Genomic DNA, 21,190 nt, shown 5'->3' with positions numbered 1-21,190 from the left:
GCCTTTGCTGCCGCGGGCTCAGACGCCGAGCTGCACTCGCATGCCGACCCACACCGCCCGCGGCGCGCCCGGCGCCACGAACTGCGCGTTGCGCCACGCATCCGGAGACGCCACCACGCCGCTTGCGTCAAAGCCGTTGTGGCCCAGCTGCCCCGCGGTGCCATAGCGGCGGTTGAACACGTTGGCCACCTTGGCAAAAAGCTCCACGTTGCGCCCGAGCTTCCAGCGCGTGGTGAGGTCGAGCAGCGCATAGCCACCGATGCGGCCGCTGCCGCTGAAATCCGCCCCGTCGGGCATGTGCAGGCCGTTCTCGTTACCGCGCACGGTCTGCCGGGAATACACGCGGTACTGCGCGCCCAGGCTCCAGCTGGGCGTGATCCGCCAGTCGACATTGAGCTTGAGCGAGTGTGCCGGCAGGCCCGGCAAGCGGTCGCCGGGGCGCACCGCGATCTCGCCTTCGCCGGTGCAAGCGGGGTTGGTTTCTGCGCTGCTGTTCGATTCGGACACCAGGCACGCCGGCGAGTCGTACCTTGCGCGCAGGTAGCTGTAAGACAGCGACCAGTCGAGGCGATCGCTCTGCTGCGAAAGGCCGAGCTCCACGCCCTGGCGCAGGGTGCGGCCGAAGTTGCTGAAGTAGCCGCGCGAGAGCCCGCTGCTGACGAACAGCAGGTCGTCCTTGTTGACGGTGCGGAACACCGATGCGTTCCAACGCAGCCCATGGTCGAGCGTGCCGCGCAATCCGGTTTCGAAGGTCTGCGAAACCACCTGCTTGAGCGGCGGATCGGACTGCAGCGCATTGGGCAGCACGCAGGCGTTGGCCGGGTCGGAGCAGCCCAGCTCGATGGGGCTTGGCGCACGGCTGCCCTGGCTCCAGCCGGCGTAGGCCGTGAGCCGCGGCGTGGCCTGCCACGTGAGGCCGATGGCAGGGTTGAACTTCTTGTAGCGGCCTTCGCCGTCGAGCTGGGTCGAAAGCCCGAGCAAGGCGCGCCCGTCGTCGCGGGTGGACACGCGGGTGTCGTTGTAGCGGCCCGAAAGGCTGAGCTGCAGGTTCGGCCGCAGCGTGATCAGGTCTGAAAGATAGAAGCTCGTGGTGCGGCTCTTGCCCGCAAGCAGTGCGTCGGCCTCGGCTTCTTCCTGCGGCACCACAGCGCGCGTGCCGTCGAGAAAGCCTTCCGCTTCGGTCTGCAGGAAGTGCGTGCGCGCGCGGTCCACCGAGGCGCCGAAGGTCAGCTGGTGAATGCCGGCCGTGTAGGTCGACTGCAGCGCCACGCCCTCGCCGCGCTGCCGCGTGTAGGTGCGGTTCTCCACGCCGGTTTCTTCGACCTCGGGCGGTTCGAAGTCGTCGTTGAGGTCGCCGTTGAGCGTGCTGTAGCGCGAGCGCCGCGTGTAGGCGGTCATGGAAATCGTCTGCGCGTCGCTCAGCCGGTAGCTGGCATTGAGCGTCAGCATCGACATGCGGTTGTCGGTTCGGTCGGGCCGCGTGTACACCTGCCTGCGGTTCTGCGCCAGCATCGACTCGGGCAGCAGCCCGTTGCCGATCATGCGGTTGTCGCCGTGGGTAAAGCTCAGGTCCCACGAGAGTTTTCCGCTGTCTTGCCCCACCTTGGCAAAGAGCTGCCGCACGCGCGAAGGCGAATAGTTGCGCCAGCCGTCTTCGTTGAGCCCGCCGAGCGCGAGAAACAGGTGCCCGCCCTCGGCCAGCTTGCGCCCGTGGGTGAGCTCGGTGCTCACGCGGCCGAAGGAGCCGGCCTGCAGCTCCAGCTCGGTGCCGGGGTGCGTGTCGCCCCGCTTGGTCTGCAGCGACAGCGCACCGCCAAGTGTGTTCAGCCCGAACAGCGGGTTGGAGCCCGGCAAGAGCGTGATGCTCGAGATGGCCGCCCTCGGAATCAGGTCCCAGTTCACCACGTCGCCGAAGGGCTCGTTCACGCGCACGCCGTCCTGGTACACCGACAGGCCCTGCGGCGTGCCCAGCACCGGGCTCGCGGTAAAGCCGCGGTAGTTCACATCGACCTGGTACGGATTGCCCTGGATCTCGTTCACGTTCACGCTCGGCAGCTGCGTGGACATGAAATCGGGCAGGTTCAGGCTCTGCGCGCGGCGCAGGCTCCGGTCGTCCGCCGTCTGCACGTTCGACGGGATCTGGTCTTTCGGCACCTCGATGCCCGGCACGGGGGTGGTGCTGACCACTTCGACGGCCGGCAGGCTGCCCGGCTGCGCCGCGGCCTCTTGCGCCTGGCCCGGCATCGGGCACGCTGCGGCGGCCACGGCAAGGCCGATCAGTCGGCGGGTGTTCTTTCTTGGCTGCTTGCTCGGTCGGCTCACAAATGCTCCTCCTCTTCAAGTGCCGGTGCGCGTAAGGCCCAGCTTTTCCACCATGGCGCGCTCCTGCGCAAAGATTTCCCGGCAAGACTGCGCGTACGCTTCCGGCCCCAGGTAGTCGACCTCCTGGTCGTACTTGGCCAGTTCGTCCTTGAAGCGCTGGTCGAACATGGCCTTCCTGAAGGCGTCGTGCAGCACCTTCACCACGGCCGGCGGCATGCCGCGCGGCCCGGCCAGCCCATAGGGCGACTTGGCCGCGATGTCGAAGCCGAGTTCGCGCAGCACGGGCACCTGCGGCCAGCGCTTCGACCGCTCGCCTGAAAAAATCGCCAGCAGCCGCAGCGTGCCCGCATCCACCGCGGGGCCGAAGCCCGTGGAGTTGACGCCCGCCATCACCTGCCCGCCCGCAATCGCGTTCAGTTGCTCGGCCGTGCCCTTGTATGGCACGTGGATGTAGCGCAGGCCGCGCGCCGTGAACAGCTCTTCCAGCACCATATGCGGCGTGGTGCCGATGCCGTTGGTGGCAATGGTCAGTTCGCCGGGGCGCGCACGCGCGAATGCGAACAGGTCTTCGAGCGAACGCACCGGGCTGCCCGCCGCCACCAGCATGCCGAAGGTGACGCTGGACACCTGGATGACCGGCGTCACGTCGCGGATCGGGTCCCACAGCACCTTTTGCGTGTGCGGTGCGCGAAACACCGGCTGCGGCATCTGCGCGATGGTGTAGCCGTCAGGCCGCGCCTGCTGCAGCACCGGCATGGCCAGCGTGCCACCTGCGCCGCCGCGGTTCTCGGTCAGCACCGTCTGGCCCAGCGGCACGGAGGCCAGCTCGGCAAGAAGCCGCAGCGAAATGTCGGTGGCTCCACCGGCGGGCCACGGCACCCACAGCGTGATGGGGCGCGAGGGAAAGGGCTCGGTCGAAGCGGCCGCGCGCGCCAGGGGCAGCGCGCCCAGCGCCAACGCGGCCGCATCGCGCAGCCAGCGGCGCCGGGTGGAACCGCCCTGCCCGATCATGGCCCGCCTCCTCCGCGCTTGGTCAGGCCGCCGAAACCGCGCTGCGGGTCGTAGCCCCAGCAGGCAAACCCGAAGAAGACGATCAGGCAGCCCAGCACCACGTAGGGCGCGAGCCCCGGGTCCTTGCCGTAGAGCGCAAAGCGGATCCACTCCACGGCGTAGGTAAACGGGTTGAAGCGCGCCAGTTGGTACACCCACTCGGCCCCGGACTCCTGCAGCTTCCACAGCGGGTACAGCGCGGTCGACAGGAAGTACATCGGAAAGATGACGAAGTTCATCGTGCCCGCAAAATTCTCCAGTTGCTTGATATGCACCGACAGCAGCAGGCCTAGCGCGCCCAGCATGAGCGCCCCGGCCGCCAGCGCCACCAGCGCATGCAGCCCGGCAAGCGACAGCAGCGGCAGCTCGGTGCCGATGAGCGCCGCCACGATCACGAACACCAGCGCCTGCAGCACCGACAGCAGCGCGGTGGCGCACAGCTTGGAAAACAGCAGCCAAGCCCGCGGCAGCGGTGCCGTCAGCAGCAGCCGCATCAGCCCCATCTCGCGGTCGTACACCATGGCCAGCGACGACTGCATGCCGTTGAACAGCAGCACCATGCCGACCAGCCCCGGCACGATGTAGACGTCGTACGGAATGTAGGTGTCGTAGGGCTCGACGATCGCCACGCCGAACACGTTGCGAAAGCCCGCCGCAAAAACCGCCAGCCACAGCAGCGGCCGCACCAGCGCCGACACCAGCCGCCCGGTCTGCTGCGAGAACTTGTAGAGCTCGCGCAGCACGATGGCGCGCATCGCCTGCAGCGCGTGGCCCAGGCCCCGCCGGGCGGCCGGCTCGGCGTGCTCGCCCGCGGGCGTTTTGGTTTTCAGCGCGCGTTCGGACATAGCTTCTCCGGCGCATCGGCCCCCAGCGTGTCGAGCACATTGCGGGCATGCAGCACGCCTTCGGCCGGCGCCTGCGCAATCACGCCCTGGCCGTCGGTCAGCAGCATGGGCTGGCGCAGCTGGCCGTCCCAGCCGCGAAAGCTCAGGCCGGTGCCCTTGGAGCCGTCGAGCGCGCTCTTCGCAATGGCCTGCGCCCAGGCCGCGTTCGGGCCCTTGGGCGCCGCAATGGCGATGGCGGTCAGGGTCTTGCCCGCCATCCACGCGGACCAGTCGTGCGCGGTCATCGGCCGCTTGGTGGCTTTGGCAAAGCGCCGCGAGACCTGTGGCGCGCCATAGCGCTCGAACTGCGCATGCCAGGCCAACGCCACCAGCCCGCCGTCGCCCACCACCGGGCGCGGCAGCACGGTGCGGTAAGGCAGCGTGCGGGCAAACTCGCCGTCGCTGTCGACCACCCACACGGCGTCGTAGCTGTTGCCGGCCGTGAGCAGCAGCGGATTGGCCAGGTCGCGCTCGCGCGGGTCGGCCGAGAGCTTGAACGGCTTGGTGGCCACCAGCTGCAGGCCGTAGCGCTTGATCGATGCCTGCGCGGTGGCCGCGCGCAATGCGTCTTGCGGGCTGCCGCCCACCAGCAGAAGCAGCTTGCTCCATTTGCGCGACACCAGCGTCTGCGCCAGCGCATCGCTGCGCATGCGCTCGCTGGGCATCAGGTGGAACAGGCGGGCGCGGCAATCCTGCTGGCGCAGGCGATCGGATGCGTCGCCCAGGTTCAGCACCGGCAGCTTCACGGCATCGGCCACGGCCAGCGTCCAGTCGGCGGGCAGGTCGGTCAGCAGCACCGCAGCGCCGGCTTTCTCGGCCGCCACCGCCGCGGCGCGTGCCGCCGCAATGGAAGCAGCCGGCGCGGTGGAAAGCGCCACCTCGGTTCCCGCGGCCTCCAGCTCGAACTTCGCTTCCTCCAGGGCTACTTCGAGCCCGTCGGAAAGCGGTCCGCCCGGATGGCCGAGGTAGGCACGTTCGAGCCGCGAGCGTTCCACGCGAGGGTCGTCTTCGGGCGTGATCAGCGTGGCCTTGAGCACGGCCGCACTCGCCACGACGGGCGCAATGAGCGACACGAGCGCCGCTGCCGTCAACCAGGCGCCCAGTGACCTTTGTGCCGGTGCGCGCATCCTCATTCGACGATCACGAGCCCATAGGGCACGCGCCCTACCGGAACGCTCTTGATGGCCTTGGCGCCGGCCACGTCGACCACGGTCACGTCGTCGCTCAGGCCGTTGACCACGTAGAGCCGCGCCTGCGCCTTGTCGAGCGTGACGTTCCAGGCCCGCTTTCCCACCAGCACCAGCGAGCCCACCTTGCGGCTGGGCACATCGACAAAGGCCACGTGGTTGGCGCGGCCAAGGCCGACGAAGGCCCGCTTGCCGTCGCTCGTCATCTGGATGCCCACGGGCGTGATGTCTTCGGCGCGCGCGCCCTTCACTTCGAACTTGAGCGTGTCGATCACCTCGTGGGTGGCGGTCGAGACAATGCTGACGCTGGCGCCCAGCTCGTTGGTGATCCACAGCTCTTTGCCGTCTGGCGTGATCGCCATGCGCCGCGGGCGCTTGCCGGCCTTGATGTTCTTCACCACCTTGCCGGTGGCGGTGTCGATCACGTGCACGAGGCTGGCCACCTCGGAGGTCACGTACAGGGTCTTGCCATCGGCGCTCACCTTCACGCCCTCCGGCTCGGCGCCCACCTTCACCGAGCGCAGCTTCTTGCCGCTGGCCGTGTCGATGAAGCTGGCTTCGCCCGCGTCTTCGTTCGAAACGTAGATGACCTTGCCGTCCGGCGAGAGATCGAAGGCCTCGGGCTCGTCGCCCAGCGCAATGCGCCGTACCGACTTACCGCTGGCGGGATCGATCAGGTCGGCCTGGTTGGAATCGGTGCAGGCCACCATGATCTGGCGCTCGGGCGTCAGCTGGATGTGGCGAGCCCGCTTGCAGGTGGCAATGGTGCCCTTCACGGTCAACGTTGCCAGGTCGATCATGGTCAACGCGTTGTCCTTCTCGCTCGAAACGTAGGCTGTTCCTTGCGCCAGCGCGGCGCCGCTCGCGGCCAGTGCGAGCGCGCTAGCGGCCGCGCGAAGCAGCGCGCCGGGGCCCTGAAGGAAAGAAAGTTGCGGCATGCGATGTCTCCATTTTTCTTTGACTCGAATTCTTCTTGTTTCAGGCCGTGCGTGCGATGAAGCCCGCCTCCAGCGTGGCGCCGCCAAGCAGTTGGGTGACCTGCGCCGGCGTGCCGTCCGCCAGCAGCGCTCCCTTGTGCAGCACCAGCACGCGATCGGCCTCCTCGGCTTCTTCGACCCGATGCGTTGCCCACAGCACGCACACGCCGCGTTCGCGCACGTCCGCGCGCAAGGCCGCCAGGAGGTCCTGCCGCGATTTCGGGTCGAGCCCCACGGTGGCTTCGTCCATCAGCAGGACGGCGGGCCGGTGCAGCCCGGCGCGCGCAAGCTCGACCTTGCGCCGGTTGCCGCCCGACAGCTCGCGCACCTTGCGGTCGAGGTCGGCGTCGATGTTCAGGCGATCGCAGGCCGATGCAATGCGCTCTTGCGCAAGCCGCCGCGGCAGGCCGTGCAGGTCGGCCTGGAACAGCAGGTTGCGCCGGATGCTCAGGTCCAGGTCGAGCGACATCTGCTGGAACACCACGCCGATGTGCCGCAGTGCAGCAGTGGCCGAGCGGCGCAGCGAATGGCCGGCGACCTCGACCTCGCCTTCGTCGGCCGCGAACATGCCCGTCAACACCTGGAACAGGGTCGACTTGCCCGCGCCGTTGGGGCCGAGCAGCGCCACGAACTGGCCCGCGGGCAATTGCAGCGACAACGACCGCAGCGCCGTGCGCGTTCCATAGCGCTTGGTTAAGTCGATGGTTCGCAGCATGTAGATCGGTGAGATTTGTCGAGCTGTCCGGGCTTCGATGGTATGGGCCGTTTGCTGTTGAAGCCGCAAATTCTGTGCCTCTGGCCGGCAAGGGTTTTCACTGTGATGCGTCCCTATTCATTTGCGCGCGCAAGCGGCCCCTGCTGCTCATCCACGCCGGGCATCCGTACTTCGCACGAGACACTTTGCGTCAAATTTGGATGCGCACACAAGGCGCACGCAGCCGCATGCGTGTTGTGCTGCGCTGCGCAATGCTTCGAACGGCCCGGGATTTCCCTAGGTCCGATGCGCCTTGCGGTACGCCGTCGCACGCTGCACGCTGACACACTGCTCAGGCGTCCCCGCGAGTGAAGCCAGAGGCGTTCGCAACCGGTGCGCGATGCAACGTGGGCCGGGCACGGCTGAAAACGGCAGGCATGGATGTTGCGGACCGCAGCATTCGCCAAAGCGATCGAAAGATCCGCTGGCTGCTGCCAGATCCGTGTTCCAAACCCACTGAAATGTGAGGAGACATATATGAAGTTTTCCAGGCAGATCGCCGGCCGTCTCGTACGGCATATCGGCGTCGCGGTGTTGGCTCTCCCGGCGTTGGCGCTAGCCAATACCGACGTTGAGAAAAACATCGCCAACTCCAAGAACTGGGCCACGCAAGCGGGCGATATGTTCAACCAGCGCTACAGCAAGTTGAATCAGATCACCAAGAGCAACGTGGGCAAGATGCAGGTCGCGTGGACGTTCTCCACCGGCGTGCTGCGCGGACACGAGGGTTCGCCCCTGGTGGTCGACGGCACGATGTACCTGCACTCGCCGTTTCCCAACAAGGTGTACGCACTCGACATCGAAACCCAGAAGATCCTCTGGAAGTACGAGCCCAAGCAGGACCAGTCGGTCATTGCCGTCATGTGCTGCGACACCGTGAACCGGGGCCTCGCCTATGCCGAGGGCAAGGTCTTCCTGCAACAGGCGGACACCACGCTGGTGGCGCTCGACGCGAAGACCGGCAAGGTGGCGTGGACGGTGAAGAACGGCGATCCGAAGGTCGGCGCCACCAACACCAACGCCCCTCACGTCTTCAAGGACAAGGTCATCACCGGCATCAGCGGCGGCGAGTTCGGGGTGCGCGGCTTCCTGGCCGCTTACAACATCAAGGACGGCAAGCTGGCGTGGAAGGGCTTCAGCACGGGTCCCGACGAAGAAATGCTGATGGACCCTGCCAAGAGCATGACCTGGACCGACGGCAAGCTCGCGCCGGTGGGCAAGGATTCTTCGCTGAAGACCTGGAAGGGCGACCAGTGGAAGATCGGCGGCGGCACCACCTGGGGCTGGTACAGCTACGACAAGGCGACCAATGCCGTGTACTACGGCACCGGCAACCCGTCGACCTGGAACCCCTCGCAGCGTCCCGGCGACAACAAGTGGTCGATGAGCATCTTCTCGCGCGACGTGGACACGGGCAAGGTCAACTGGGTCTACCAGATGACGCCTTTCGACGAATGGGACTTCGACGGCATCAATGAAATGATCCTGGCGGACATCAACGTCAAGGGCAAGCCGACCAAGGCGCTGGTGCACTTCGACCGCAACGGCTTTGCCTACACGCTGGACCGCGTGACCGGCGCGCTGCTGGTGGCCGAGAAGTACGACCCCAAGGTGAACTGGGCCACCCACGTGGACATGAAGACCGGCCGCCCGCAGGTGGTTGCCAAGTACTCCACGGCGCAGAACGGCGCGGACGTGAACACCAAGGGCATCTGCCCCGCGGCGCTCGGCAGCAAGGACCAGCAACCCGCCTCCTTCGACCCCAACACCAAGCTCTTCTACGTGCCGACGAACCACGTCTGCATGGACTACGAGCCGTTCAAGGTCGAATACACCGCGGGCCAGCCGTATGTGGGCGCCACGCTGTCGATGTACCCCACGCCGGGCAGCCATGGCGGCATGGGCAACTTCATTACGTGGGATGCGGGCACCGGCAAGATCGTGCAGACCAAGGCCGAGAAGTTCTCGGTGTGGAGCGGCTCGCTGAACACCGCCGGCGGTATCTCCTGCTACGGCACGCTGGAGGGCTACCTGAAGTGCGTGGACGCCAAGGACATCAACAAGGAGCTGTTCAAGTTCAAGACGCCGTCCGGCATCATCGGCAATGTGTTCACCTATGAGCACAAAGGCAAGCAGTACATCGGCGTGTTCTCGGGCATTGGCGGCTGGGCCGGCATCGGCATGGCAGCCGGCATCGACCCCGAGAAGAGCACCGAAGGCCTGGGCGCAGTCGGCGGCTACAAGGAGCTGAGCCAGTACACCGAGCTCGGTGGTTCGCTGACGGTGTTCGCGCTGCCGAAGAACTGACGAGACCGCAACCCGCGAGACAGATGAAACGCGGGGCCGGGAGAGCGCACTCACGAGAGGGCTCTCCCTTGTATTTCCCACAATATCGGAGACCCTGGAGCCATGAAATTCCGTACGTCAGCGTTGCTGTCTTCCCTTTTTCTGATTGCAGGCGTGGCCTGCACCCTGGCCGTTGCAGCGCCGGACCCGGCGCCCTACAAGGTGACCGATGGCTACAAGGTCGACCCTGAGACCATGAAGGGTTTCCGTACCTGGCGCTCCGCGGCCTGCGACCGTTGCCACGGACCCAACCAGGAAGGCATGGTGGGACCTTCCCTCATCAACAGCCTGAAGACCCTGAAGAAGGAAGAGTTCATCAAGGTCGTGCGTGACGGACGGCTGGACAAGGGCATGCAGAGCTTCGGCAACAACCCGGCGGTGATGGAAAACATCAACCAGCTCTATGCCTATCTGAAGGGCCGGTCGGACGGCGCGATTACACGCGCCCGCGTGGAAGAAAACAAATGACCGCCCGGCCGCGCGCTGGCAGGCCCGTTGCTTTCGGCGCACGCCTCGGGGCGGTGCTGGCGGGCGTGGCATGCTGCTGCGCGCTGGTTCCGGCCGTGGCCGTGGCCCAGGAGACGCCGCCGCGCAAGGCGCTGCGCGTGTGCCAGGACCCCAACAACATGCCCTTCTCCAACGCCAAGGCAGAAGGCATCGAGAACCGCATTGCCGAGCTGTTCGGCAAGGCGCTGGGTCTGCCGGTAACCTACTACTCGTTTCCGCAGCGGCTGGCCTTCTTTCGCAACACGCTGCGCTACAAGCTGCCGGGGCAAGACTATCCGTGCGACATCGTGATGGGCGTGCCCGTCGGGCTCGACGAAGTCTCGGTCACCAAGCCGTACTACCGGTCGACCTACGCGCTGGTGTTTCCCAAGGGCAAGGGCATGGACAACGTGGCTTCGGCGGAAGACTTCCTGAAGCTCGACCCGGCCAAGCTCAAGTCGCTGCGCATCGGCATCTACGACCGCTCGCCGGCTTCGCAATGGCTCAACCGGCACGGCCTGCTGGAGCAAGGCATTCCCTACAAGCTCATGAGTGCCGACCCCGCCCAGTATCCGGGCGAGATCGTCGAGCGCGACTTGGCCGAAGGCAAGCTCGACGCCGTGATCGTATGGGGCCCGATTGCGGGCTTCTTCGCCAAGCGCGTCAAGACGCCGAACCTTGTCGTGGTGCCGCTGAAGTCCGAAAAGGGCCTCAAGCTCGACTACCAGATGGCCATGGGCGTGCGCTACGGCGAGCGCGAATGGAAGCAGCAGATCGAGGGGCTGATCGAATCCAAGGCGCCCGAGATCCAGGCCATCCTGAAGGAGTACGGCGTTCCGCTGGTCGATGCATCTTTCGGAGCGCCCAACAACTGATCGGGTCTTTCATGCGCTTCGCCATTGCCTTTCCGCTGCGCGCCCTGCTCTGCGCCCTGCTCCTTGCCCCCATCGGCCCGCACGCCGAGACCGACAAGCGCGACTTCTCGCAGGCCGAGCGGCTGCTTTTCATGACGCCGCAGCTCAGGGGCCTGCAGGCACCCATGCTGCTGCGCTACACCTTCGGCAAGACCGGCACCTTCGAGCAGAACTTCGACGACAGCGTGACCGTGGCGCTGAGCGCCAAGGCCGACGGCCGCTGCTGCGACGCCAAGGGCGCGTTTCTGAGCGACGCGCGCAAGGTGCAGGTGCCCGACGTGCCCGCGGCCGAGGGCAACCCCGTCATCCTTTATTTTCTGGAGCACGACGTGCGCGAGATGAAGCGGCTCACGCGCGGCTCCGACTACCACTTTCGCAAGCGCATCCGCATGGCGATCTACCAGGCCGCCGATGTGCGCGACGTGTCGCTGCGCTACCAGGGCCGCACGGTCAAGGGAAAGGAGATTGCGTTCAGCCCGTTCCTGGACGACCCGAACCGGCCGAAGTACGAAAGGTTCGCGAAGAAGAGCTACCGCTTCACGCTGTCCGATGCCGTGCCGGGCGGCGTATACGGCATTCGCACCTCCATACCGGGCGAGAGCGCCGCAGCCCAACCCCTGCTCGTCGAAGAGCTGCTCATCGACGGTGCCAAGGCGCCGGCGCGCTAGCGCCGCTTTTCCGAATCTCCCGCGAAAGCCATGACAAAAAACATTCTCCGCATTCTTTGCCTCCTGGCCCTGCCGATGGGCGTGCACGGTGCTCCGCGCACGAACAACGACTTTCCCACGGTGGACCGCGTGCTGTACGTGCAGGAGTGCATCGCCGCCCATCCGGATGCGGGCAACTTCGAGATGACGAACAAGTGCTCTTGCGCGCTCGACGCGCTTGCCAAGGAAATCAAGTACGACGACTACGTGCAGTTGAGCACCGCGGCCAAGGCCACCACCATCGGCGGCGAGCGCGGCGGCTATATCCGCGATTCGGAAAAGCTGCAGGCCGACATCAAGCGGTACAAGGCGCTGCAGGCCAAGGTGACCAAGGGCTGCTTCATCGGCCCGCCGACCGCCCGCTGAGGCGCACCACCCAGGGCAAGCTGCCATGACGGCCACCGCACCCCCTGCGCGCCTGATGCTTGCCGCCGCGCTGCTGCTCTTCTGCACCTCGGCCGGGGCCGCGCCGTTCGCCTACATCACCAACCAGGGCAGCCATGACGTCTCGGTGATCGACCTTGCATTGCAACGGGTCGTGGCCAGCATTCCGGTGGGCAAGTCGCCGGCCGGCGTGGTCGCGTCCAGCCGCGCGGGCCGCACCTTCGTCTCCAACCCCGACAGCAAGACCATCTCGGTCATCGACATGCGCCAGCAGAAGGTGGTGAACACGCTGCCCGCGGGCGACGGGCCGGTGGGCATCGACATCTCGGGCGACGGAAAGCACCTGTATGCGGCCGACTGGTACAGCAGCCGGCTATTGGTGTTCGATGCACTGGCAGCCAAGGACTCGAAGCCCCTGGCCTCGATTGCCGTCGGCCGTGCCCCGGCGGGCGTGGCCGCGCATTCGGACGGCGCCACCGTGTTCGTAGCCGAGCGCGACGACGACAGCGTAGCCGTGGTCGACACCGCGGCGCGCCGGGTGGCTGCGCGCGTGCGCGTGGGCAGCCATCCGTTCGCGCTGCTGTACGACGCTCCGCGCGCTCGGCTTTATGCACTCAACGTGCAGAGCAACGACGTCACGGTAGTCGATGTGCGCGACACCCGCCGGCCAGCCGTCGTCGCCACCGTGAAAGTGGGCAAGGCGCCGTACGGCGCCGCGCTGGCGCAGGGAGGCGCGCTTCTGTATGTGACCAACCAGCACGAAGACACCGTGAGCGTTATCGACGCCGCCTCGCTGAAGGTGCTGCGCACCCTGCCCGGCTTTGCCTACCCCGAGGGCGTTGCCGCGCACGGCGACCGCGTGTATGTCGTGAACTGGATGGACGACAACGTGCAGGTGCTGGACGCCGCGAGCGGGCAGAAGCTCGCCACCATTTCCACAGGGCAGAACAGCCGCGGGTTCGGCGCCTTCATCGGCGCGCCCATGGAGCCTTGAATCTTTTCCGACGACCTTTCTCTTCTCCTTCATCACGGACGTTTTCCATGCCGACTCAACCTTTCAGCCGAAGAACTCTCTCCGTCCTGCTCGCATCCGCCCTGCTCGCCGCATCGGCCTCCAGCCTGGCCCACGGGCCGACTCGCCAGAAGGTGAGCGAGAAAGTCACCATCGAGGCGCCCGCCGATGCGGTATGGGCCAAGGTCAAGAATTTCAACGCACTGAAGGAGTGGCACCCCGCGGTGGCCGACAGCCCGGCCGACAAGGGCAACGCCGAAGGCTCGGTTCGCACCGTCAAGCTCAAGGACGGCGGCACGCTGGTCGAAACGCTCGAAAGCTACGACGACGCGCAAAAGAAATACAGCTACCGCGCCAAGGACGGCGGCGCGCTGCCGGTTACCAACTACACCTCCACCCTCTCCGTGGTGGCGGACGGCGGCAAGTCGGTCGTCGAATGGCGCGGCGCCTTCTACCGCGGCTTTCCCAACAACAACCCGCCGCCCGAGCTCAACGACGAGGCCGCGCTCAAGGCGGTGACCGGCGTCTACAAGGGCGGGCTTGCCCACCTGAAGAAGATGATGGAATCGAAGTAGCCCCGGCGGGCTTCGATCGCACCACCATGGGCTCCCAGGAACAACTCGAAGACTGGCGGCGCCTTGCGCTGCGCGTGGAAGGCGAAGTCGCCAAGGCGGTGATCGGGCAAGCGGAGACGATCCGCCTCATCAACGTGGCGCTGTTCGCGCGCGGCCACGTGCTGCTCGAGGGCGACGTGGGCGTCGGCAAGACCACGGTGCTGCGCGCCTTCTCGCGCGCCATTGGCGGCGACTTCGAGCGCGTCGAGGGCACGGTCGACCTGATGCCGGGCGACCTGGTCTATCACACCTATGTCGATGCGCAGGGCCGGCCACGCATCGATCCCGGGCCGCTGCTGCGCCACGGGGAGCGGCTGGTCACCTTCTTCTTCAACGAGATCAACCGCGCCCGACCGCAGGTGCAGTCGCTGCTGCTACGCGCCATGGCCGAGCGCACCGTGTCGGCCTTCGACCGCGAATACAGCTTTCCGCACATGACGGTGTTTGCCGACCGCAACAAGGTCGAGCGGGAAGAGACTTTCGAGCTGGCCTCCGCAGCGCGCGACCGCTTCATGTTCGAACTGAACATGCCCAAACCGAGCGACCGCGCCATTCGCCAGTCGCTGGTGTTCGACACGGCCTATCACGACACCGAAGGGCTCATCGACAAGGTGGCGCCCGCCATCCTGCCCTGGGACCGGCTCAATGCCATTGCCGCGGAGGTGCAGCGCAGCGTGCGCGCCAGCGAAACCATCGAGCGCTACGTGCTCGACGTGTGGGAAGCCACCGAGGTGCCGCAGAAGTTCGGCATACGCCTGGACAACGTCGACATGGACCGGCTGATCCTGGCCGGCGCAAGCCCGCGCGGCATGAGCGCGCTGCTGCGCGCGGCGCGCACCGTGGCGTGGCTCGAAGGCCGCTCGCACCTGGAGCCGGCGGATCTTGCGGCGGTGCTGCCTTCGGTGCTTGGGCACCGCGTGTTCTTTACGCCGGTGTACGAGTTGCGCCGCGCCGAGCTGTCGGAAGCGCTGATCACGCAGATCATGGACAAGATCGCAGCGCCCTGACCGCGCCCCGCACACACACCGAGCCGGCCATGGACCGCGTCGACGAATTCCACTACCAGCTGCCGCGCCGCTTCGGCGGCTGGCGGCCGGGCGCGCAGCGCGGCCTGAGCCAGGGCAGCGGGCAGGAATTTGCCGCGCACCGGCGGTTGTTCGACCACCCCGACCCGCGCCGCATCGACCTGCGTGCCAGCGTGCGCGACGGCCGCGGCGACTGGCTGGTGCGCATCCACCGGTTGCGCGTGGCCATTCCCGTGCATGTGGTGGTGGACGTTTCGGCGTCGATGCATTTCGGCGCCGAGCGGCGCAAGCTCGACGTGGTGGCCGACCTGGTCGAGGCGCTGGGCTACAGCGCCTTTCGGGCCGGCGACACCGTCGGCCTGTTGGCCTTCGACCAGCGGGAGCGCGAAGACCTGTTCGTGCCAGCGCGCCACAGCCGCGGCAACGGCAACCTGATGGCGAAGATGCTGCGAGACTGCCGCGCGACACCGGGCGCGGCGCCATCCGACGACAGCGCCTTGGCGGGCCTGCGGCGTGCCACCGAGCGACTGGTCGGCCGCGGCGGGCTGGTGTTTCTCGCTTCCGATTTTCACTGGCCGGTTGCGGCGCTCGGCGAACTGCTTCCGCAATTCGCGCCGGCCTGTGTCGTTCCGTTGGTGGTTTGGGACCCGGCCGAAACCGAACCGCCGGATGCGCGCGCCGCCCTGGTGGCGCTGAGCGATGCCGAAACCGGAAGCCGGCGCAGCCTGTGGATGCGCGATTCGCTGCGCACGCGGTGGCGCAATGCCGTTGCCGCGCGGCGCGCAGAGCTCACCGACCTGTTCAACGCGCACGGCATGCCGCCCTTTCACTTGCATGGGCGCTTCGACGCCGAGGCGCTCACGCGGTACTTCATGGAGACGACGGCATGAACCGGCGCCTTGCAGCCCTGCTGGTGTTCGCCGTCGCGGCCGGCACGGCAAGCGCCGCCACGGTCGAGCAGCCGCGCGCCTTCGGACATGTGATCGGCGACGTTCTCACGCAGCGCGTGCTGCTGGAGCAGGCCGGCCGGCCTCTGCAGCCCGGCGCGCTGCCCAGCGCCGCACGCATCGACCTGTGGCTGGAGCGCAGGCCCTCGCGCGTCGAGACCGATGCCGAGGGGCGGCGGTGGCTGGCCATCGATTACCAGGTGATCAACGCGCCGCGCGCGCTCACCGCCGTTTCGCTGCCGGCGCTCAGCATTGCGACCGCAACGGGCGTGCCGCTCGCGCTGCCCGCGTGGCCGATCAGCATCGGCCCGCTGACGCCGCTCGAAGTGGCGGCGCAGGGCGATCTGCAGCCGCTGCGGCCGGACCGCGCCGTGGCCCCGCTTCCCACTTACGCGCTCGGGCAGCAGCTGAAGTTTTCGGTTCTTGCGCTGCTGGCCGTGCTTGTGGCCTGGCTCGGCTGGTGGGCGTGGCGCAACCGGCGCGAAGCGCAGCAGCTTCCGTTCGCAAACGCCTGGCGCGAGCTCAAGCGCATCGGCGATCCCGCGAGCCCGGAAGCCTGGCGCGTGCTGCATCGCGCGCTCAACCGGAGCGCCGGCCGCGTGGTTCACCACGCCAGCCTGCCGCAGCTCATGGCCGAGGCGCCGTACCTGCGACCACTGCAGCCGCGCCTGGAGGAGTTCTATCGCGAATCGACGCGGCGCTTCTTCTTTGCCGAGAGCGTTGCCTCGGCAGCACAGCCCGAGGGCGCGTACCCGCTCCGGCCGCTGTGCAGGGCCCTGCGCGATGCGGAAAAGCGCCACAGGCATTGACGGGAGCAGAGCCATGCGCTTCGACCTCGCCCAGCCCTGGATGCTCGCCCTGCTGCCGCTCGCGCTGCTGCCGCTCTTGCGCAGGCGCAGCGACACGCTGGGCTTTTCTTACGTGGCGTGGCTGCCGGCGGACCGGGTCGGCCGCCTTGTCGGCTTCATGTGGCGCGCGTTCGCGGTCGGCGCCATGGCCTTCACCGTTCTGGGTCTTGCCGGGCCGGGCCAATCGGGCGCGGTGGTCGAGCGTGCCGGGCGCGGCGCGGAGGTGCTCATTCTCATGGACCGCAGCAGCAGCATGGACGCGACTGTGCACACCAACGGCCTGCAGACCGCGGGCCGCATGTCGCAGGAGCCCAAGGCCAAGGTGGTGCGCGACTTGCTGAGCGAGTTCGTCGCCAAGCGGCCCGACAACCGCTTTGCCTTCATGACCTTCAGCACGGTGCCGGTTGCGGTGGTGCCCTTCACCCAGAAGACCGACACGGTGCAGGCCGCGCTCGCTGCCACCGCCATCGGCCGGGGCCTGCCCGAAACACGCATGGGCGTGGCGCTGCTTGCCGCCATCGAGGAATTCGAAGGCCGAAGCTATTCGGGCAGCCGCGTGATCCTGATCGTTTCGGACGGCGGCGCGCAGCTCGACGAGGCAACGCGCGAGCGCATTCATGCCGGACTCGCGCGCGAGAAGATCGGGCTCTACTGGATCTACGTGCGCAGCGGACCGAACTCGCCCAACCTCAACACCGAGACGGTATCTGCCTACGGCCTTGGCGAGGAATTGGCGCTGCACAAGTTCTTCAAGACGCTGGCCACGCCCTACCGGCTCTACCAGGTAGACGATTCGAATGCCATGGCGGCCGCCATGGCCGAGATCGACCGGCAGCAGAATTTTCCGCTGACCATTCACGAGCGGGTGCCGCGGCGCGACCACGGCGCGGCCTTCTATCTTGCGGCCATGCTTTGCTGCGCGGGCCTGCTCGCCTGCCGCTCGGTGCAACTGCAAAGCTGGCGAAAAAGCACATGAAGCGGCGCACAGTTCACCTGGTGTTTGGCGTGCTGAGCCTGTGCTGCGTGGGCATAGCTTGCGAGCGTGGGCTGCGCCTGCACCGCACGGCCGGCCTGAACACCGAAATCGCCCGCATCGCAGCCACGCCCGCAGGCAAGGACGCAGCGCCGGCGCCGCTTTCGGCCCCGCGCGAACTGCAGCTGGCGCAGGCCCTGGCCCTATCGAAAGCCGGCGCGCACGATGCCGCGCTCAAGGGCTATGCGGCGCTGATCCAGAGCGGAGAACGCGACCCGGTGGCGCGGCAGGCGCTGTTCAACCTGGGCAACATGTACCTGCGCCAGGGCATGGCGCAAGAGGCCGGCGCGCTGCCGCTGTTCGAACTGGGCAAGCAGCGGCTGCGCGACCTGCTGCGCGCCGCACCGCAAGACTGGGACGCGCGCTACAACCTGGAGCGTGCGCTGCGCCTGGCACCCGAAGACCAGGAAGCCTTTTCGGCCGAGCAACAGCCGGCGCATGAACAGCGCCGGGTCCGGGTGCCGGGCTTCGTCGCCGGAGACCTGCCGTGAGACTGCGCTTGCTGCCCGCACGATGGCTGTCCGCTTTGCGGCGCTTCGGCGGCAGCACAGGCAACGGGCCGCTGCTGCTCGCCTTTGTGCTGCTGGCACTGGCCGTCTGGCCGCCGCGCGTGCAGCTGCAGCGCCCGGTGTTCAACTGGCAGGTCAGCTTCGACATCACGCAGAGCATGAATGTCGAGGATGTCGAGCTGAACCATGTGGCCGTCAGCCGCCTGGCGCTGGCGAGAGCCGCGATGCGCGACGTGCTGGGCGCGCTGCCTTGCGGCTCCAGGGTGGGCTGGAGCATTTTTGCGGACTACCGCTCGCTGGTGATTCTTGCGCCTGTGGAGGTCTGCAGCCACTACGAAGAACTGCTGGCCTCGCTCGAACGCATCGACGGCCGCATGCGCTGGGCCAACGCCAGCAATGTGAGCAAGGGCGTGACCTGGGCGGTGCGCGGCGCCCGCAGCGTGGGGCCCGACACCAGCTTTGTCTTCATCAGCGACGGGCAGGAATCGCCGCCCTTGCGCATCAACGAAACGCCGCCGATGACGGACATCAAGCCCGGCGATGTGAAGGGCTGGCTAGTTGGCGTGGGCGGCGATGTGCCGGTGCCCATTCCCAAGACCGGCAGCACCGGCGAGCCCGCCGGCTACTGGCGGGCGGACGAAGTGGTGCAAGGCTCGGCCATCGGCGGCACGCTGAACCACGAGCATCTTTCCGAACTGCGGCAAGACCACCTGCGGTCGCTGGCCGAGCTGGTGGGTGTGAACTACCGGCGCCTCCAGACACCCGATGCATTGAAAACGGCGATGCTCGACCGCCGCTATGCGCAATACCTGCCTGCGGATGCGGACCTGCGCTGGATTCCGGCCCTGCTCGCGCTGCTGTTGCTCGCGTGGCGGTTTGCGCCGGATTTCGGCTGGAAGCGCGAGCAGCAGCCGAAGGCGCGAAACAAGAAGGCGGCTGAACGGTTGCAGCCGCGCGGCCTCACGCGTCCGGCGTGACGAGTGCGGCGGAAAGCCGGCGCGAATTGGCCGGGTCGCGAAACACCAGCGGATGCTCCACCGGCGCCGCAGGGTCGCGCGCAGCGGCACGCTCCACCGCCTCGACCACGCGGTGGTGGTCCGGGCTTTTCGCGCACACCGGGTCGGCCGCGGCCGCATCCTGCGCCAGCAGGTAGGCCTGGCAGCGGCAGCCGCCCAGGTCCTGCTCGCGCTGGTCGCAGCTTGCGCAGGGTTCCTTCATCCAGCCGGTGCCGCGGTAGCGGTTGAAGCCTTCGGAGTCGAACCAGATGTCGCGGAGGCCCTGCGCCTTCACGTTCGGAAATTCGAGGCCCGGCAGCATCTTGGCGGTGTGGCAAGGCAGCGCGGTGCCATCGGGCGCCACGGTAAGAAACATGCTGCCCCAGCCGTTGACGCACTTCTTGGCCTTGCCTTCGTGGTAGTCGGGTGCGACGAAGAAGATGCGCATGCGCTCGCCCAGCCGCTTGCGCCAGGCGTCGGTCACCTCCTCCGCATGCCGCAGCTGCTCGTGCGTTGGCAGCAACTGGTCGCGGTTGACGAAGGCCCACGAGTAGTACTGCGTGTTGGCAAGCTCCAGGTACTCGGCCCCCATCTCGTGCGCCATTTCGATGATGCGGTCGATGTGGTCGATGTTCATGCGGTGGATCACCACGTTCAGCACCATCGGCCAGCCCTGGTCCTTGATGATCTTGGCCACCCGGTTCTTCAGCTCGAAGGTCTTGGTGTGCGAGAGAAAGTCGTTCATCTCGCGCGTGGAATCCTGGAACGACAGCTGCACATGGTCCAGGCCCGCGGCCTTGAGCGCGGCGGCGCGCTGCGCCGTGAGGCCGACGCCCGAGGTCAGCAGGTTGGTGTAGTAGCCCAGGCGGGCGGCCTCGGCAATGATGATTTCGAGGTCGTCGCGCAGCAGCGGCTCTCCGCCTGAAAGGCCGCACTGCACCGCGCCAAGCTCGCGGCCTTCGCGCAGCACGCGCAGCCAGTCGTCGGTGCCGAGCTCGTCCTCCTGCTTGGCAAAGTCGACCGGGTTGAAGCAGAAGACGCAATGCAGCGGGCAACGGTAGGTCAGCTCGGCCAGCAGCCAGAGCGGCGGTCCGGGGCGTGGTGCGGCGTTCGTCATGGGCGTCATGCAGGGTCCCAGCGCAGCCAGTTCTGCTGCGCGGCCATTTCGACGAAGCCGCGCACCTCGGGTTCGAGCCCGGTGATGTCGAAGGCTTGTTCCAGGTCGGCCACGATCTGTGCCACGCTGCGCTCGCCGTTGCAGCGCTTCATGATCTCGCCCGCGCTGCCGTTCAGCCGCACCATGCCTTCGGGGTACAGCAGCACATGGCAGTCTTGCGCCGGCTCCCATTGCAGGCGAAAGCCGGGGCCGACGCGGGGTTTGCTTTCGGCGGTGAGCATGGCTTTGGTTGCTGTCATGTGCTGCTGACCCCGTAGCGCGTTGCCATCGCATCGTTCATGGCCCAGAGAATGTCGAGCTTGAACTGCAGCACTTCCAGCGCGCGCTCTTGCAGTGCCCGGGTGTCGAAGTGGTCGAGCGTGATGGCCAGCCCCTGCTCCACGTCGCGCCGCGCCTGGCTCACGCGGTTGCGAAAGTAGCTCAGGCCGCCCGGCTCGATCCAGCTGTAGTGCTCCGGCCAGGTGGCCAGGCGCTGCTTGTGGATTTCGGGCGCGAAGAGCTCGGTGAGCGACGAGCACGCCGCCTCTTGCCACGGCGCGCGGCGCGCAAAGTTCACGTAGGCATCGACCGCAAAGCGCATGGCCGGCACCACATGGCGCAGGTCGGTCACCTCTTCGCGCGACAGGCCCACGGCTTCGGCCAGGCGGAGCCAGGCCTCGATACCGCCTTCGTCCTTGATGCCGCCAAGCTCGAAGCCATCGTGGTCGAGGATGCGCTGCACCCAGCCGCGCCGCACCGCGGGATCGGGGCAGTTCGAGATCACCGCGCCGTCCTTGATGGGAATCGCGATCTGGTAGTAGAAGCGGTTGGCCACCCAGCCGCGGATCTGCTCCGGCGTGGCCCTGCCGCTGTTGAGCATGACGTTGAACGGATGGTGGATGTGATAGCTGCGGCCGCGTTCGCGCAGCTTGGCTTCGAATTCTTCGCGGCTCCATGCCGGCGCGTTCTGCTGGCCGCCCGCGGCCGGTCGAAACGGATCCTGGATTCTGTCGGCATGCATGGTGGTGGACCCGGCGCTT

22 protein-coding genes are annotated in these 21,190 nt (G+C 67.2%); 13 read left to right on the top strand and 9 right to left on the bottom strand.

What is annotated here, in order from left to right; genetic code table 11:
* Nucleotides 1–18 precede the first annotated feature (18 nt).
* The 6 genes from V9L21_RS08040 to V9L21_RS08015 are packed head-to-tail and all read right to left on the bottom strand — an operon-like array spanning nucleotide 19 to nucleotide 7,135.
* Entirely contained in the window at nucleotides 19–2,322 is a 2,304-nt protein-coding gene (locus V9L21_RS08040; RefSeq protein ID WP_337310742.1) for a TonB-dependent receptor, read from the bottom strand.
* A 15-nt stretch (nucleotides 2,323–2,337) separates the two neighbouring features.
* Nucleotides 2,338–3,333 (bottom strand): tripartite tricarboxylate transporter substrate binding protein, encoded by a 996-nt coding sequence (locus V9L21_RS08035; protein WP_337310740.1) that lies wholly within the window; start codon nucleotides 3,331–3,333, stop codon nucleotides 2,338–2,340.
* Nucleotides 3,330–4,217 carry an ABC transporter permease gene (locus V9L21_RS08030; RefSeq protein ID WP_337310737.1) on the bottom strand — a complete coding sequence of 296 codons (888 nt, stop codon included), beginning with the start codon at nucleotides 4,215–4,217 and terminating at the stop codon, nucleotides 3,330–3,332. The genes V9L21_RS08035 and V9L21_RS08030 overlap by 4 nt, the downstream gene beginning before the upstream one ends.
* Entirely contained in the window at nucleotides 4,199–5,389 is a 1,191-nt protein-coding gene (locus V9L21_RS08025) for a branched-chain amino acid ABC transporter substrate-binding protein (RefSeq protein WP_337310735.1), read from the bottom strand. Before V9L21_RS08025 ends, V9L21_RS08030 begins: the two co-directional genes overlap by 19 nt.
* Nucleotides 5,386–6,381 carry a PQQ-dependent catabolism-associated beta-propeller protein gene (locus V9L21_RS08020; RefSeq protein WP_337310733.1) on the bottom strand — a complete coding sequence of 332 codons (996 nt, stop codon included), beginning with the start codon at nucleotides 6,379–6,381 and terminating at the stop codon, nucleotides 5,386–5,388. Before V9L21_RS08020 ends, V9L21_RS08025 begins: the two co-directional genes overlap by 4 nt.
* A 40-nt stretch (nucleotides 6,382–6,421) precedes the next feature.
* On the bottom strand, nucleotides 6,422–7,135 hold the full coding sequence (locus tag V9L21_RS08015) for an ABC transporter ATP-binding protein (RefSeq protein WP_337310731.1): 714 nt from the start codon (nucleotides 7,133–7,135) through the stop codon (nucleotides 6,422–6,424).
* Nucleotides 7,136–7,651: 516 nt separating this feature from the next.
* Between V9L21_RS08015 and V9L21_RS08010 the strand changes: the two genes are divergently transcribed.
* The 13 genes from V9L21_RS08010 to V9L21_RS07950 all read left to right on the top strand — a co-directional run bounded on the left by V9L21_RS08010 (nucleotide 7,652) and on the right by V9L21_RS07950 (nucleotide 18,976).
* Nucleotides 7,652–9,481, top strand: a complete 1,830-nt coding sequence (locus tag V9L21_RS08010) for a methanol/ethanol family PQQ-dependent dehydrogenase (protein ID WP_337310729.1) — start codon at nucleotides 7,652–7,654, stop codon at nucleotides 9,479–9,481.
* A gap of 102 nt (nucleotides 9,482–9,583) precedes the next feature.
* A complete protein-coding gene (locus V9L21_RS08005) occupies nucleotides 9,584–9,988 on the top strand; it encodes a c-type cytochrome (RefSeq protein WP_157613452.1) in 405 nt (134 codons plus the stop codon).
* Nucleotides 9,985–10,881, top strand: coding sequence for a substrate-binding domain-containing protein (locus V9L21_RS08000; protein ID WP_337310726.1), 897 nt, complete (start codon nucleotides 9,985–9,987; stop codon nucleotides 10,879–10,881). The genes V9L21_RS08005 and V9L21_RS08000 overlap by 4 nt, the downstream gene beginning before the upstream one ends.
* An 11-nt stretch (nucleotides 10,882–10,892) precedes the next feature.
* On the top strand, nucleotides 10,893–11,588 hold the full coding sequence (locus V9L21_RS07995) for a hypothetical protein (RefSeq protein ID WP_337310724.1): 696 nt from the start codon (nucleotides 10,893–10,895) through the stop codon (nucleotides 11,586–11,588).
* 30 nt (nucleotides 11,589–11,618) lie between these two features.
* Entirely contained in the window at nucleotides 11,619–11,993 is a 375-nt protein-coding gene (locus tag V9L21_RS07990; protein WP_337310722.1) for a hypothetical protein, read from the top strand.
* Nucleotides 11,994–12,018: 25 nt separating this feature from the next.
* Nucleotides 12,019–13,005 carry a YncE family protein gene (locus tag V9L21_RS07985; protein WP_337310720.1) on the top strand — a complete coding sequence of 329 codons (987 nt, stop codon included), beginning with the start codon at nucleotides 12,019–12,021 and terminating at the stop codon, nucleotides 13,003–13,005.
* A 47-nt stretch (nucleotides 13,006–13,052) separates the two neighbouring features.
* On the top strand, nucleotides 13,053–13,598 hold the full coding sequence (locus V9L21_RS07980) for an SRPBCC family protein (RefSeq protein WP_337310718.1): 546 nt from the start codon (nucleotides 13,053–13,055) through the stop codon (nucleotides 13,596–13,598).
* 26 nt (nucleotides 13,599–13,624) lie between these two features.
* Nucleotides 13,625–14,644: an AAA family ATPase gene (locus V9L21_RS07975; protein WP_337310716.1), complete on the top strand. Its 1,020-nt coding sequence runs from the start codon at nucleotides 13,625–13,627 to the stop codon at nucleotides 14,642–14,644.
* A gap of 29 nt (nucleotides 14,645–14,673) precedes the next feature.
* Entirely contained in the window at nucleotides 14,674–15,552 is an 879-nt protein-coding gene (locus tag V9L21_RS07970; RefSeq protein WP_337310714.1) for a DUF58 domain-containing protein, read from the top strand.
* Nucleotides 15,549–16,418: a calcium incorporation protein MxaA gene (locus V9L21_RS07965; protein WP_337310712.1), complete on the top strand. Its 870-nt coding sequence runs from the start codon at nucleotides 15,549–15,551 to the stop codon at nucleotides 16,416–16,418. Before V9L21_RS07970 ends, V9L21_RS07965 begins: the two co-directional genes overlap by 4 nt.
* Before the next feature lie 13 nt (nucleotides 16,419–16,431).
* The gene (locus V9L21_RS07960; protein WP_337310710.1) at nucleotides 16,432–17,433 is read left to right on the top strand and encodes a vWA domain-containing protein; all 1,002 of its coding nucleotides are present in this window, start codon (nucleotides 16,432–16,434) and stop codon (nucleotides 17,431–17,433) included.
* Nucleotides 17,430–17,981, top strand: a complete 552-nt coding sequence (locus V9L21_RS07955) for an MxaK protein (protein WP_337310708.1) — start codon at nucleotides 17,430–17,432, stop codon at nucleotides 17,979–17,981. Before V9L21_RS07960 ends, V9L21_RS07955 begins: the two co-directional genes overlap by 4 nt.
* On the top strand, nucleotides 17,978–18,976 hold the full coding sequence (locus V9L21_RS07950; RefSeq protein ID WP_337310707.1) for an MxaL protein: 999 nt from the start codon (nucleotides 17,978–17,980) through the stop codon (nucleotides 18,974–18,976). The genes V9L21_RS07955 and V9L21_RS07950 overlap by 4 nt, the downstream gene beginning before the upstream one ends.
* On the opposite strand, the gene pqqE is transcribed toward V9L21_RS07950, so the two are convergent.
* Genes pqqE through pqqC form a run of 3 tightly spaced genes read right to left on the bottom strand, consistent with a single transcriptional unit; the run spans nucleotide 18,960 to nucleotide 21,171 of the window.
* Nucleotides 18,960–20,120: a pyrroloquinoline quinone biosynthesis protein PqqE gene (pqqE, locus tag V9L21_RS07945; RefSeq protein WP_443304517.1), complete on the bottom strand. Its 1,161-nt coding sequence runs from the start codon at nucleotides 20,118–20,120 to the stop codon at nucleotides 18,960–18,962. The genes V9L21_RS07950 and pqqE overlap by 17 nt on opposite strands.
* Nucleotides 20,117–20,410 carry a pyrroloquinoline quinone biosynthesis peptide chaperone PqqD gene (gene pqqD, locus V9L21_RS07940; RefSeq protein ID WP_337310705.1) on the bottom strand — a complete coding sequence of 98 codons (294 nt, stop codon included), beginning with the start codon at nucleotides 20,408–20,410 and terminating at the stop codon, nucleotides 20,117–20,119. Before pqqD ends, pqqE begins: the two co-directional genes overlap by 4 nt.
* A complete protein-coding gene (gene pqqC, locus V9L21_RS07935) occupies nucleotides 20,407–21,171 on the bottom strand; it encodes a pyrroloquinoline-quinone synthase PqqC (RefSeq protein ID WP_337310703.1) in 765 nt (254 codons plus the stop codon). Before pqqC ends, pqqD begins: the two co-directional genes overlap by 4 nt.
* Nucleotides 21,172–21,190 lie beyond the last annotated feature (19 nt).

Source organism: Variovorax sp. CCNWLW235 (assembly GCF_037204085.1).
Taxonomy (GTDB): domain Bacteria; phylum Pseudomonadota; class Gammaproteobacteria; order Burkholderiales; family Burkholderiaceae_C; genus Variovorax.
Note: the sequence above shows the minus strand (reverse complement) of the source record. Positions and strands in the feature narration are given on the sequence as shown.